Source organism: Streptomyces sp. NPDC002730 (genome assembly GCF_042888805.1).
Taxonomy (GTDB): domain Bacteria; phylum Actinomycetota; class Actinomycetes; order Streptomycetales; family Streptomycetaceae; genus Streptomyces.
Genome location: NZ_JBIAQG010000001.1, coordinates 618,022 through 630,440, shown reverse-complemented (window position 1 = coordinate 630,440; position 12,419 = coordinate 618,022). Strand labels below are relative to the sequence as shown.

Below are 12,419 nucleotides of genomic sequence, written 5' to 3'. Positions count from 1 at the left end.
TGCGGTACCTACTTGGCCTCTCGGGTGGCGAGCTGGTCGTCGGATGCTGCGACCCCAAAGGCCTGCGGGATGGGCTGGCTGGCCATGTAGAGGCGCTCGGCGAGCCGGCGCGGCAGCGGAAGATACTGGAACTGGCCGTAGATCCGCCCGTCAGCGGCCATCGGCTGGGCATTGAAGCGGGCGACGGAAACGATGCGGTACAAGTCCCGGCCGTGCGAGTCCAGGTACGCGATCTCGGTGACCCGGCGAGAACCGTCCGCGTGCCGGGTCAGCTGGACGATGACATCGACGGCGCTGTTGATCTGGTCGTGCAGCGCCTCGAACGGGATCTTGATCTCGGACATCGATGCGAGCGTCTGCAGACGCATCAGCGCGTCCTCGGCGTTGTTGGCGTGGACGGTGGCCAGCGAGCCGTCGTGACCGGTTGACATCGCCTGGAGCATGTCGAGGGACTCGCCGCCACGGACCTCACCGACGACGATGCGGTCGGGTCGCATACGCAGTGAGTTGCGGACCAGGTCGCGGATGGTGATCTGGCCCTTGCCCTCGACGTTCGCCGGACGGGACTCAAGACGGATGACGTGCGACTGCTGAAGCTGGAGCTCGGCGGAGTCCTCGATGGTGACGATGCGCTCGTCGTTCGGAATCAGGCCGGAGAGCGCGTTGAGGAGCGTCGTCTTACCGGTACCGGTGGCTCCGGAGACGATGATGTTGAGCTTGGCCTGGACGAGGCCGGAAAGCAGAATCAGCATCTGCTGGTCGATCGAGCCGAAGCTGATCATTTCCTGGAGGGTGAAGGCCCGAGGGAACCGTCGAATGGTGAGCGTGGCACCGCTCAGCGAGAGCGGCGGGATGATCACGTTGACACGCTCGCCGCTGGGGAGGCGGGCGTCGACCATCGGATTCGACTCGTCCACACGGCGGTTGACCGTCGAGACGATGCGCTCGATCGTCTGCATCAGCTGCTCGTGGGAGCCGAAGCGCATGGGGAGCTGTTCGACCTTGCCGCTGCGCTCGACGAAGATCTGGTCCGGTCCGTTCACCATGATTTCAGTGATGGACGCGTCTTCGAGGAGCGGCTCAAGGATGCCGAGTCCGAGGGCCTCGTCGACAACCCGGCGGATCAGCTGCGAGCGCTCGACGGTGGAGAGGACCGGGCCCTCACGGCTGATGATGTGTCCGAGCACGCGCTCAAGACGGGCTCGCCGGTCGGCGGCCGCCAGCGAGGACATCTCCGCGAGGTCGATCTCCTCGAGGAGCTTGGCGCGATAGGTGGCGACCATATGGCCGTCCTCCCGCCCCCCGCCGTTCTCCTCGGGGGCGGTGATGCGTGCCCGCAGACTCATTGCGTAACTCCTTGGTTGTGCTGGGTGGTTGGGGCGGCCGGAGGCGATCCGGCTCAGTCGATGGGCATGGTGGAGCTGCGCTCGGCCCAGCCCCAGTCGTCGATGCCCGGGACGACCGAGGGGACCTTGACCTTGACGGTGTAGGTCACCTCATCGCCACCCCACCTCGGTTCGAACTTCGATTCATCGGCGAGCCAGTCGCTCATGGCCTTCTCGCCCGCCTGCTTCGGAGTGAGCTCGGGACGGTCGTGGCTTGCCATACGAGCCGCGGCGCGGGCGGCCGTGCCGGCCTGGTTGGCGGTGTACGCCGCCACGCCCAACTGGATCGCGAACAGACCGACGATGAGCAGCAACGGGATGAAGCCCAGGTACTCGATGGCGACCTGACCGCGGTCGCGGCGGGTGCGTCGTGTGTCTGTGCCCTTGGCCATCGCTCAGCTCTCCTTCACCGAAGCCGCTTCGCCGTCGACCTCGAAGGGGAAGTCAAGGACGCCCGGCACCAGGACGGGCACATGCAGCGTGACCTTGACCGGGTACATGCCCCTCTCCTCGGGGTCGTTGCAGTGGATGTCCGCATCCTTGGCCCAGGCGTCCGGCAGGTCTTCCTTGGCCGCCTTCCGGCACGCCTCCCCCTGCGTCGTCTCCCAGCGGTCGGCTCCCGCCCCCGCCCGCGCGGCCACGTCCGCCGCGTTGCCCGCCAGGCTGAACGTGTAGCCGATCAACGCGCACTGCCACAGCGCGATCAGCAACAGGATGATCAGCGGCGTCACGCCCACGAACTCGATCGCGGTCTGACCCCGATCACGATCGCGTTCACACCGCCCGGGCCATCTCCGGACCCGGCCCCGTACCCCCATGGTCACCATCGCTCAGCCAGCCCCCTCGGTCTCGCCATGGCCCCGGGCGTCCCCACCGCGCCTGCGGCGGTTGCCAATCGAGCCTCGGTCGTTGCGGAACTTACCGCTCTTGTCAGCGCTCTCGGGGATCTTCACAAGACCCAACTCGCCCGCCAGACCCCACAGCGCCTGCTTGACCACGCTCTTGGCGTCGAGTTCATGCATCCGCCCGGCGTCGACCGCGCCCTGGAGCTCCTTGAAGTTCGCGGGTATCGCCGTGGCGGCCACCCGCGTACCGGTGATCCTCTGAATCAGCGGCGGCTGGATCTCTGTATTGCGGTTGGCGCGGTTGACCAGTGTCACCGTCTCCTCGGCCTTGCGGATCTGGAGCCGGTCCCACATCCGTACGACACGCTTCGCGCCCCGCACCGCCACCACATCGGGGGTAGTGACCAGGAGAGCGATGTCCGCCATCTCGATGGCCGCGGCGTTGGCGCCGTGCATCTGGGTGCCGCAGTCGACGATCACGGCCTCGTAGCGCGAGCGCAGGGCGCTGATGATCTGCCGCGCGGCCCGGTCGCTGACCTCCTCGCCGCGCTCGCCCTCGCCGGGGGCGAGGAGCAGGGCGATGCCGGTTGAGTGGCTGAACACCGCGTCCGACAGGACGCGGGGGGAGATGTCCGAGATCGCCGCCAGGTCGACGATCGAGCGGCGGAACTGCACATCCAGGTAGGAGGCGACATCGCCAGCCTGGAGGTCCATGTCGACCAGGGCGACAGTCTTTCCCGAAGCATGTGCGGCCAGGGCGAGTTGGACCGCCGTGACAGTCACGCCGACACCGCCCTTGGCACCGGTGACCGTGACGACCGTACCGCCCGGACCGGTGAAGACGTCTCCGCCGCTGCCGAGGTGCCGGCGTACGCCGACGGACCACTGGGCCGCCGCCTGAACCCGGTTGGTCAGCTCTTCGTAACTCAGCGGCAGTGAGACCAGGCCCCGCGCACCCGAGTCCATGGCGGCAGCGAAGAGGCCGGGGCTCGCGTCCGCGGTAATCAGAATGACGCCGACCGCAGGAAAGCGGAGGGCGACCTCCCGGATCAGCTCCAGCGCCGGCACCGGCCCGATCCGCTCATGCACCAGTACAACCTCGGGCAGCTCGTCGAGCGATTCCCCCGCCAGGCGGGCGAGAGTGTCGAGCAGCGAAGTCGAGTCACCCACCGGCGCGGCGGGTTCCGCGTCGGGGAGCTGGCTGAGCAGCGTCGTGATGGACCGGGCGGCGTCTGCGTCGCTGACGACCGGGAGGATTCTGGTGGTCATCCAAACCTCACTTGTCCCCGTTAAGGGTGTAGTCGCGCTCGCCCGGACGGAGCGTGGTGTCGCTGCCCGGCGCGATGAGGGCCAGGCGCACATGGTCGGCGAACGACTCCGCGTACGCCACGCGCTGTGCGTCCTTGGTGGTCAACGCGAAGGTGATCGGTACTGCCTCGGAGGCCTGGCTCCTGTCGTTGTCCTTCGGCTCAAGAGCCGTCAGCCTGCCGACGTCGATGACGTGGGCGTTGGCCACGATGATCTTCGACATGGCCGGAGAGCCCTCCTTCTCCCCTGCGAAGGTGGCAAAGATGTTCACCGTGGCACCCGGGGTGATCTTGCCCGCCACTCCGGTCGCAGCGTCGATCATGATGGCGATCTCCTGCTGACCGGGCTGGAGGGCAGGGCGCTTCACGATCATGTCGGTCTGCAGCAGAGAGCCCTTGCGGAGCTGGGTGACCGCGATCTTCCCGTTCACCTCGGAGAGATCGGTCACCGCGTTGTCCGACAGCCAGCGCTTCGGCATCGAGATCTTCTCGAACTGCCCGGAGCTCAGTTGCGTATACGGTGCGACATCGGACTTCAGCCGGTACGCCGACGCCTCGGGCCCCACCTTCGAGTTCACATCGCTGATCACCGAGAGCACGCCGGCGAACGCAATGAACGCGCAGAGGACCGACAGGAGCAGGAGTATGACGCCGCGGCGCTGGCGTGAATTCATGGAACGGACAACCTCGTTAGGGACGTAGACGAATCGGGCAGGGGACGACTCGGGCGTGCGCGTGGTGCTGCGACGACCGGTCCGTGCTGGTGTTGCGAGTTGAGCGGTTCTCGCGGCCGTGGTGGATCCGGCAGACGGCTACGCCCGCCCATGCAGGGGCGCCCCTTGGTTCAGGACACCTGGCGCGTGAGTTTGGTTCTCGCGAGCAGGCAGTGGGGCGGAGCAGAAGCCGCAGCGGTCACCGATGAGTTCCATTCCGCACCAGTGGCACTCCTCCCTCAGCACGGACGACACCAGCTGGTAGAGCACGGAGATGTCCGGGATGTGCGCGGCGAACTCGATGAGCTTGCCGGTCCCCCACCAGCGAGGGGAGTCGGAGGGCAGCGCGGCCTCCTGTACGCCGTGCACCTGCCAGGCAGACGCAAGGGTGGCGGTCGGCCAGTCGGACTGCAACTGACCCCTCGCCACCAGGAGTTGGGTCCCGAACTCCGGTCCGGCCAGCGAGCCCGCTCCGATCTTGATCAGCTGCGGGTTCGGGTTGGCCAGCACACCGAACTGGGAGCCCGGCACCCAGGACTTGGCGTGCGACTTGAGGCTGACCGGGACCCGGTCGAGCTTGGTGACCGAATTGAGCAGAGCGCCCGCGTAGATGTAGTGGGACAGCAGCCTCGCGGCGGATGCGATCACTCCCGGGCTGAAGTCGCAGATGGAGAGCTGGCGCAGTTGACGGACCAGCACGGCGACGCCGAGCGGTGGCAGGTCCAGCTTGAGGAGCGCGATGCGGTCGCTCTCCATGACGGAGCGGATGGTGTGCAGACGCTGCTGGAGGGCGTTCGGGACCGAGGACGGATAGACCGCGATGACGTATCCGTGCTGTTCCAGCAGGACACGCATGTCCATGAGCGCGGATTCCAGCGGCTGCGCGTCGGGCGACTGCAACAGGGCCGCGGTGGGCGTCTGTTGGTCGCTTGGCGGCAGCACCAGGTCAGCGCTGGTCACCGCTATCGCTGTCGGCACGTCGAGCTCCCCGTTCACTCCGGCTGCCGCGGTCTCGCAGTCCGCAGATCAATCACTGCCCTGTCGACTGCAACAGCACTTTATCCACCTCTTACGGTGCCAGAGAACACACTTCCTGCCCTACAGAACGCCCAGCAAGCTCCCTTTGTGGCCGAACCCGGACAAGTGGGCCGTGAAGATCCTGTGGTGCGGACCACTCCATGACGGTCAAGAAGTCGAATACTCGACCACCACGGGAGGGAGCGTCCCAGCCCTCCCTGGCTAACTTACGTGCGAATGAAGCGAATTCACAGTTCTGCCCCGCTTGGCGCTCCCCCATACACAGGCAGGCGGGCAGTCGTCACGGAATGGTCAAGTGAAATGGATCACCGGAACGCCGATCCAGAACAGCAGCGCCGCGGGGAGGCCGGCGGCGCTGCTGTGTTCAGACGAGTCAGGTCAGGTCGGGTCAGCCGGTGACGACCTTGATGGTGTTCACGATCTTCTTCAGCTCGTCCGGGGAAAGCTTTCCCTTCGGCGCGATGACGCGTACGTCCCAGGGGCGGTCGGATCCGTCCATGCCGACCACGTCGACCGCTGTCATCGGGGTGCCCTTGGCGGGGGTGCCGTCCTCGCCGCTGGAGGCGAATTCGTGGGCGACCTGCCTCGCCTCCTTCGCGCCCGGGATCTTGACATCCTTCTCGCCCTTGGGGGTGCCGCCGACCTCGTACACGCCCTCCGCGACCAGTACGGCCATGTCCAGGCGTGACGTCTGGGCGAAGTCGAGCGCGACCGAGATACGCACCGTCGATGTGCCGTCCTCGGTCAGGACCGCCTCGGCGTCGGTGTTCTTACTGCGCTCACCCGCAGGGAGCTCCTTGTAGCCGTCGGGGTAGCCGACGTCGACCTTCTTGGTGTGCAGCGTCTTCCAGCCGGCCGGAGAGGCCTGCTTCTCGCCGCCACAGGCGGTCAGCAACAGGGCGGAGGCGGCGATGGCGGCAGCGGTGGCAGTGGTTCGGTGGACAAGGGTCATGCGCATGAGCTTCATTCTCTTTCGGGGGGCGCTGTTCCGTGCTGTTATTTCGAACACAGTGACATGGGGACGTCGCTGCGCTTTCCGTTTCGCGGGGCCCCCAGGAATGTGGCGTCCTTCTTCTTGAGTTTCTCGTGCTTGCCCTCAAGACTCAGGGTGTAACCGAATGAGGCCGCTCCGAGGTTCAATTCGGCACCGAGTTCGGCGGAGTTGGTGACGCCGTCGTAGAGGGTCTTCGTCGACGAGCCGTAGTCGAACATCATCTGTCCGAACGGGTCGCTCTCGCCGGGAGCCTTGGCCGGGGCGATATCGGTGAACAGATTGGTGACGGGAGCCTTGTACTGACCCGAGCCGTCGAGCCACTGCTGCGCGATGCGCTGCTTCTCCGGGGTGTCGAGTTCGATCATGTTGGTGACGACCTCGGTCTGGGTGTTCTTCGAACCGGCCGATTCGGACGCGCCGTGCTTCGCCTTGCCCGCGTTCTTGTTGTCTTTGCCGCGCTTGTCCTTGTCGGCGACCTTGTCCTCGTCGTCGACCTTCTGCTTCCCGCCGCCCTTGCCGCTGGTTTCCACGGTACGAGTGACGATGATCCGCTTCAGGGACTTGTTCTTGTCCTTGTTGCGGGTCACCGTCAGCGCGACATTGCTGCTCTGCCCGTACTCGGCGGAGGCGCTGGTGCCGCCCGCCTGGCCCTTGGCGCTGCCCGATCCCTCGACCTTGAAGGCGAAGGACTTCGACGTGACGTCGTTGATGGAGTCGTCGATGATCGAGGCCGTCGATGACCCCTTCACTTTCGCGCCGATCTCAGCGGATATCTCGTCCGTCGCGTCGCCGCTCAGCTTCACTTCACCGGCCGCCTCGACGCCGACCGTCAGCGTCGAAATACGCTCGCCCTTGACCTTTTCGTTGATTTCCTTTCTGAGCTTCATATAACGGTCCGCGCTGCGCACGGACTGAAAGTCCCTGCCGTACTGATAGCCGGCCTTCGCGCTCTCCAGCTGTTCGAACTTGTCACGGAACTCGTCGGCTTCCTTCTGGGTGTCGAACTGGAAGGTGTCACCGGAGTCGATCTTGACGCCGCCGCCGACCTCGACCGTCGACTTGCCGTCCTCGCTGAGCTTTCCGACCTTGGCGCCGAACTTGGGCTCCCACGCCACGCCCGCCTTGCCCGCCTCGTTGAAGGTCAGCCGGATGCGGTCCTTGTAGACGGTATTGCCGTTCTTGTCCTTCTCCGCGACCTTGAACTTCTGCTGCTGGAAGCCGTACTCATTGCCGAGCTTGAACCAGGCGATCTTCACCTCCTGGCCGGCCGTGGCCGAGGTGTTCTCGGTGTTGCACATCTTCGGGGCGAACGCGGCGTCCGTCGTGGGCTTGGCGTTCTTCCCCGCCTTCGCATCGAGCGTGCAGGAGCCGCCGGTGAGCCTGCAGAGGGCCGCCTTGATCCCGTCGGTGAGCTGCTGGCCGACGCTCGTCGCCAGCACGGCGCCGATGACGGCGGTAACGACGACGATCGTGCCCATGTACTCGGTGGCGGTCGCACCGCGGTCCGCCCACCGGAAATTGCCGGCGCCGGGGTAAGCGGGCGCCGGGTTGTCGTCGCCGCGGTCTTCCCGTATCCGGTCGAGTACCAGACCGAGCGGAGCGCCGAAGATCACGGCCGCCACGGCCATGGCGATGCCCTCCGGCCGGATCATGCCCCAGGCGACCACGAGCATCCGGATGAGGGCGGCGACGGGGACGACAAGTGCCGCCGTCAGATAGAGCGGTGCCCGGTCGCGGAAGGGCTCACGTATCAGCCAGGCCGCCGCCAGTACGGCGAGTGTGGTGGAGAGCATGTTCGGCACATAGATGAGACCGAGGCGCCAGCCGAAGCTCTCCAGCCGCTGCGGGTCGGCGAGCAAGTCGAAGACCATCTGGCCGAGCAGATAACCGGAACCGTACAGAGCGACGATCCCGGCGGCCCAGGACCGCATGAGGCCGAAGAAGGGACTTGGTTGCGAACCACTGGATGTTCCGGATGTTCGGGGCGATCTGTATGCGGGATTGTGCACTGTATTCGACCAGTTGTTGCCTGTCCCACTCATCGTCCGCGTGCCTTGCCTCTCGTGCCAGTGGTGCCGCGGACACGTTAACCGGGCACAAATACACAGGTCATGGGCCCCGGGACCCAACCAGGGCCCAAGATCGGCTTAGGGATCGGATCACGGGTCGGCTTACCGTGGAGGCATGCTCACCGCGATCGTCGTCCTCGTCGTCACCGCCGGAATCGGCTGGCTGTGGTTTCTGCTGACCCGCCAGCTCGTCCGCCAACTGGGCTCGCTCTTCATGGGCGAGCGCGCTCAGGGGCGCTGCATCCGGCGGTACCGAAGCGGAACGCGGAACGATCCCGGCGAGTGGACCCATGTCTTCGAGTTCACGGACGCCGACGGTGCGCGCGTGGAGTTCGAGGAGTCCGTGATGGTGATGGCGGAGGGCCAGCAGGTGACCGTCCGCTACCAGCGGCGCGACCCCGTCCGCACCGCGACCGTGATCGGGCGAGGCGGGGCATGGTCGCCGCTTTTCGGGCAGATCGGGGGCGTGATCATCGTCGGAGGGTTTGTGGCGCTCGGCCTGTTCATCTCGTACAACATGATCGCGACGGAGATCTGCGGCGGCGGCGCGTACAGCACCGGTTGCTAGTGGCCGCGCGCGTCGACCGCGGGCCGGACGTACGCGCCGAGGTCACCGGCTGAGGCCTGCGCCCTGGGCCCGCTGACGGCCTTTTGGGCACAGCCGTCTGGGACCGGAATTGGGTCCCGGGGCCCACGCCGGGGCGCACCGTCTCTCCCTATGCTGCTCGCGGCCGGTGGCCGATCGTGCAGCTTCGTGCCGGAGAAGGCACGGGACAAACCCAGGGCAGAGGGGCGTCGCATGTTTCAGGGGGGTGGCATACCACCGGTTTCCCGGCGGAATGACCGGGGCGCGACCGCAACCGAGTATCTGGGGTCGATCGTCGTCGTCACCGCGATCATCGCGGCACTGGGAGCGACCGGCATCGGAGGGCAGCTCACCGGCAGGATCAGTGCTCAGATCTGCCGGCTGATGGGTGGCAGCAACTGTGACAGCGGGGAGCCGGGATCCGAGGACCTGGCCACCGATGCCGACTACGAGCCGCCGCTGTGCCAGATCTCCTCGATCACCGACAAGGCCGGCGCCAAGGCGAAGGTCCTCTTCATCGAGTGGGGCCAGGAGTACGGGTTCCAGGAGCAGAAGTTCAAGGCCAACACGGACATCAACAAGGACGGCAAGGTCGACGACAAGGACGAGCTCCTCTATGTGACGTTCACCGACGCCGCCTCCATCGCCGCCAAGAAGGACTGGAAGCCCGGGGCCAAGGTCGGAAAGTTCGGTTCGGACAAGGTCGAGCTGGGCGTCGGGATCAAGGTGACCAACGGTGACACCTGGGTGTTCGAGAGCGAGGACGAGGCCAAGAAGTTCCGCGACGACATTGAGAAGCTCAAGATGTACGACATGCGCCGCAAGTCGCCCGGCGGCGCCGAGGCCAGTGCCGGCGACAGCCTCCTGTACCTCTTCGGGAAGGGTCCGCTCAAGGACGAGGAGGAGACGTACGACCGCGTCAAGAAGGGCCTTGGGGGGGACCGGCAGATCACCTACGGCAAGGTGGGCCTGGAGGCCTCGGCCTCGGGCGGACTGAAGCTCTCGGCGGGGGACGAGAAGAAGCTGAGCGCCACGCTCGGCGGCAACTTCAAGTTCACGCCCGACGTGACCTGGACCGACAACGGGTACAAGGGCACCAAGTCGTACACGTACTCCTCGTCCATCGAATACGGCACGAAGGTCGGCTACGAGGCGGGCCCGATCAGCGGCGAAGCCTCAGCTTCCACCACCCAGACCGGCACCATCACCGTCACCAAGGACAAGAAGACCGGCAAGCTGATCCGGATCGACATGACGCAGACGGTCGAGAAGGGCGCGACCAAGGACGGGGTGAAGGTCGGAGGCGACAACGGCAAGAAGGACGGCGACAAGCGCGGTGGCAGCGGCGGGGTCAAGGGCACCGACAACGAAACCGGCATCGAGGTCGTGACCAATTCGGTCAGCTTCGACCCCGGTGAGAAGGGCGACGCCGACCGCGGTATCGCGGAGAAGTGGCTGGACGGCGCCGGCGACAACGCCGCCCCGTTCACCTACATGTTCGACGACCACGCGCCGACCGCACGGCCCGGCGCCGACGACCCGTTCGGTCAGCTCCTCTTCGACAAGGGCAAGTCCAGCAAGACGAAGTACACGGGCAAGACGGACGCGGCGGAGTACGGATTCGAGCTGAACCTGGGGCTCAGCCTCGGCTTCTCGGTGAGCACCGAGAAGAAGGAGGAGATGCTCAACGAGGCACAGTTCCTGGGTGCCCCCAGGAACAAACAGCGTTCCTATGTTCCGTACAGCTACTGTGCGAAGTAACCCGGCAACAGGAGAAGCACGCATGATGACCACCACTGTCAGACGCGCCGCCGCCGCGCTGGGCGCGGGGATCTTCGCGAGCGCGATCCTCACCGGCTGCGGTAGTGAGGACTCCGCGACAGGCACCGTGCCCGAGGGCTGGAAGTCGCTGAAGACGTCGAGCGTCAGCGTTTCCCACCCCCAGGGCTTCACCGAGCAGAGCGACGCCGAGCGCAGCAAGTTCAACGCGGCGGCAGCGACCCTCACCGAAGACGGCAAGACCGTCGGCATCATCACCGTGCAGCTGGACTTCACCGACGCGGACACCGCTGAGGAGGCCGCCATCGGCGCCGAGGCCGGAATCCAGCTCGGCTCCACGCTCAAGGGGCAGAGGGACGTCAAGCTCGCCGGCACCGACGAGGCCAAGCGCATCGACTTCGAGTTCAGCTCGACGGGCGAGAGCAATACGCCGCCCAAGGGCACCCGGATCCGGGGCGTCATCGTGACCGGCCTGGACTCCAAGGACAAGACCTTCGCGGTCCGCATCGACGCCCAGAAGGGCAAGCTCGACGACGCCGACCTGAAGAAGATCATCGACTCGGTCGAGGTGCGCTAGGTATGCAGGTCCCCGGCGGTGAGTACCTCGTCTTCGGCCTCCTGGCCATCCTCTTCGGCAGCCTGACGGTGAAGTACGTCCGCCGGCTGGCGACGCTGGCCCGGGTGCTGCGCCGAGGCGCGCGGGCGGGCGGCGAGTGCGTACGGGTCGAGACCGAGCCGTACAACCGCTCTGACGCCAAGCAGCACTTCTTCGCCTTCCGCACGGCCGATGGCACCGAGGTGGAGTTCGAGGACCTGGCGGGCTGGAACATGACGACCGGGACTCCCGTCACCGTCACATACGACCCGGAGAACCCCGAGAAGACCGCGACCATCGCGAGTAGAGGCAGTTGGTCGCCGGTTCTGCAGTGCACAGCGCTGGTGGCCGGGTGCGGGATGGCGACGATCGGATTCACCACGGTTCTTCTCTTCAACGTCTTTGGAGGTCAGTGATGACGCGCTACGGCTATCCGGGCGCACCCGCCGGCCGGGAGAAGGGCGGTAGCGCCGGCCTGTTCGCGCTGATGCGGTCCTGGGCCGCCGGGATCGTCGTGCTGGCGGTGACGTCGTATCTGCATGTCACCTATATCCACGGCACCTTCGCCTCCACCGACGAGCCGGAGAGTTTCACCGGCGAACTGCTGCTCACTCATCTGCCGAACGCCGTGGCCATCGCACTCGCGGTCTGGGCCGCGGCCCGAATCCACCCCGAGCCTTACCGGGACTCGCGGGCGCGGCACCTCGCTGCCGCCCTCGTGGTGCCGGTCGCCGCCCAGCTCGTGGCGTATGCCCTCGCCTTCACGACTCCCTGGATCAGCCTGACCGCCCTGGCGGTCTTCCTGTCGCTTGCCGTGCTGGCCGTCGGCTGCACAGTCGGGCTCGCCGCCGACCGGCTGCAGAGCGACAACTGACCCACGCAGCAGCGCCGTCGTCACCTTCGGGGTGGCGGCGGCGCTGTTTTGCATACAAGGACTGCCAGAGGTCTTGACAACCCGATTGGTCTGGACCAGTTTGTACGCCCAGCGGTGGCCACCGTTCCGTAACCCCTCCACACCCCCAACTCCCCCACCGGAGGCAGCAAGTGGACCGCACCTCACGCTCTCGGAGACGCCCCTCCCGAAGATGGCTCGGCCCAGTGCTCGCAC

General features: G+C 66.3%; 13 protein-coding genes. 5 read left to right on the top strand and 8 right to left on the bottom strand.

Annotated features, from left to right (window positions below; genetic code table 11):
• Positions 1–8: 8 nt before the first annotated feature.
• The 8 genes from ACFYXH_RS03180 to ACFYXH_RS03145 form a co-directional block, all read right to left on the bottom strand.
• Complete coding sequence (locus ACFYXH_RS03180) at positions 9–1,346, bottom strand: CpaF family protein (RefSeq protein ID WP_389560129.1); 1,338 nt, start codon at positions 1,344–1,346, stop codon at positions 9–11.
• Positions 1,347–1,399: 53 nt separating this feature from the next.
• Entirely contained in the window at positions 1,400–1,777 is a 378-nt protein-coding gene (locus ACFYXH_RS03175; RefSeq protein ID WP_389560127.1) for a TadE/TadG family type IV pilus assembly protein, read from the bottom strand.
• A 3-nt stretch (positions 1,778–1,780) separates the two neighbouring features.
• Positions 1,781–2,203, bottom strand: coding sequence for a TadE/TadG family type IV pilus assembly protein (locus ACFYXH_RS03170; RefSeq protein ID WP_389560644.1), 423 nt, complete (start codon positions 2,201–2,203; stop codon positions 1,781–1,783).
• A gap of 12 nt (positions 2,204–2,215) precedes the next feature.
• Complete coding sequence (locus ACFYXH_RS03165; protein ID WP_389560126.1) at positions 2,216–3,499, bottom strand: CpaE family protein; 1,284 nt, start codon at positions 3,497–3,499, stop codon at positions 2,216–2,218.
• A gap of 7 nt (positions 3,500–3,506) precedes the next feature.
• Positions 3,507–4,211, bottom strand: coding sequence for a Flp pilus assembly protein CpaB (gene cpaB, locus ACFYXH_RS03160; protein WP_389560124.1), 705 nt, complete (start codon positions 4,209–4,211; stop codon positions 3,507–3,509).
• A gap of 138 nt (positions 4,212–4,349) precedes the next feature.
• A complete protein-coding gene (locus ACFYXH_RS03155) occupies positions 4,350–5,210 on the bottom strand; it encodes a hypothetical protein (protein WP_389560643.1) in 861 nt (286 codons plus the stop codon).
• A gap of 466 nt (positions 5,211–5,676) precedes the next feature.
• Positions 5,677–6,246 (bottom strand): hypothetical protein, encoded by a 570-nt coding sequence (locus tag ACFYXH_RS03150; RefSeq protein ID WP_389560122.1) that lies wholly within the window; start codon positions 6,244–6,246, stop codon positions 5,677–5,679.
• A gap of 38 nt (positions 6,247–6,284) precedes the next feature.
• A complete protein-coding gene (locus tag ACFYXH_RS03145; protein ID WP_389560120.1) occupies positions 6,285–8,213 on the bottom strand; it encodes a hypothetical protein in 1,929 nt (642 codons plus the stop codon).
• Between the two features lie 253 nt (positions 8,214–8,466).
• Here ACFYXH_RS03145 and ACFYXH_RS03140 point away from each other — a divergent pair, with 253 nt between their 5' ends.
• The 5 genes from ACFYXH_RS03140 (at position 8,467) to ACFYXH_RS03120 (ending at position 12,185) form a co-directional block, all read left to right on the top strand.
• Entirely contained in the window at positions 8,467–8,919 is a 453-nt protein-coding gene (locus ACFYXH_RS03140; protein ID WP_389560118.1) for a DUF3592 domain-containing protein, read from the top strand.
• A 231-nt stretch (positions 8,920–9,150) separates the two neighbouring features.
• Positions 9,151–10,698, top strand: coding sequence for a Flp family type IVb pilin (locus ACFYXH_RS03135; protein ID WP_389560116.1), 1,548 nt, complete (start codon positions 9,151–9,153; stop codon positions 10,696–10,698).
• Positions 10,699–10,720: 22 nt separating this feature from the next.
• On the top strand, positions 10,721–11,293 hold the full coding sequence (locus ACFYXH_RS03130) for a hypothetical protein (protein WP_389560114.1): 573 nt from the start codon (positions 10,721–10,723) through the stop codon (positions 11,291–11,293).
• Between the two features lie 2 nt (positions 11,294–11,295).
• Positions 11,296–11,727: a DUF3592 domain-containing protein gene (locus tag ACFYXH_RS03125; RefSeq protein WP_389560112.1), complete on the top strand. Its 432-nt coding sequence runs from the start codon at positions 11,296–11,298 to the stop codon at positions 11,725–11,727.
• Entirely contained in the window at positions 11,727–12,185 is a 459-nt protein-coding gene (locus ACFYXH_RS03120; protein WP_389560110.1) for a hypothetical protein, read from the top strand. The genes ACFYXH_RS03125 and ACFYXH_RS03120 overlap by 1 nt, the downstream gene beginning before the upstream one ends.
• The last annotated feature ends 234 nt before the right edge of the window (positions 12,186–12,419 follow it).

Coding starts and splice junctions, on each gene's coding strand:
- cpaB (WP_389560124.1), bottom strand. CDS start 4,211: ATGAATTCACGCCAGCGCCGCGGCGTCATACTCCTGCTCCTGTCGGTC.
- ACFYXH_RS03130 (WP_389560114.1), top strand. CDS start 10,721: ATGATGACCACCACTGTCAGACGCGCCGCCGCCGCGCTGGGCGCGGGG.
- ACFYXH_RS03180 (WP_389560129.1), bottom strand. CDS start 1,346: ATGAGTCTGCGGGCACGCATCACCGCCCCCGAGGAGAACGGCGGGGGG.
- ACFYXH_RS03135 (WP_389560116.1), top strand. CDS start 9,151: ATGTTTCAGGGGGGTGGCATACCACCGGTTTCCCGGCGGAATGACCGG.
- ACFYXH_RS03170 (WP_389560644.1), bottom strand. CDS start 2,203: ATGGGGGTACGGGGCCGGGTCCGGAGATGGCCCGGGCGGTGTGAACGC.
- ACFYXH_RS03150 (WP_389560122.1), bottom strand. CDS start 6,246: ATGCGCATGACCCTTGTCCACCGAACCACTGCCACCGCTGCCGCCATC.
- ACFYXH_RS03140 (WP_389560118.1), top strand. CDS start 8,467: ATGCTCACCGCGATCGTCGTCCTCGTCGTCACCGCCGGAATCGGCTGG.
- ACFYXH_RS03175 (WP_389560127.1), bottom strand. CDS start 1,777: ATGGCCAAGGGCACAGACACACGACGCACCCGCCGCGACCGCGGTCAG.
- ACFYXH_RS03120 (WP_389560110.1), top strand. CDS start 11,727: ATGACGCGCTACGGCTATCCGGGCGCACCCGCCGGCCGGGAGAAGGGC.
- ACFYXH_RS03145 (WP_389560120.1), bottom strand. CDS start 8,213: ATGCGGTCCTGGGCCGCCGGGATCGTCGCTCTGTACGGTTCCGGTTAT.
- ACFYXH_RS03165 (WP_389560126.1), bottom strand. CDS start 3,499: ATGACCACCAGAATCCTCCCGGTCGTCAGCGACGCAGACGCCGCCCGG.
- ACFYXH_RS03125 (WP_389560112.1), top strand. CDS start 11,296: ATGCAGGTCCCCGGCGGTGAGTACCTCGTCTTCGGCCTCCTGGCCATC.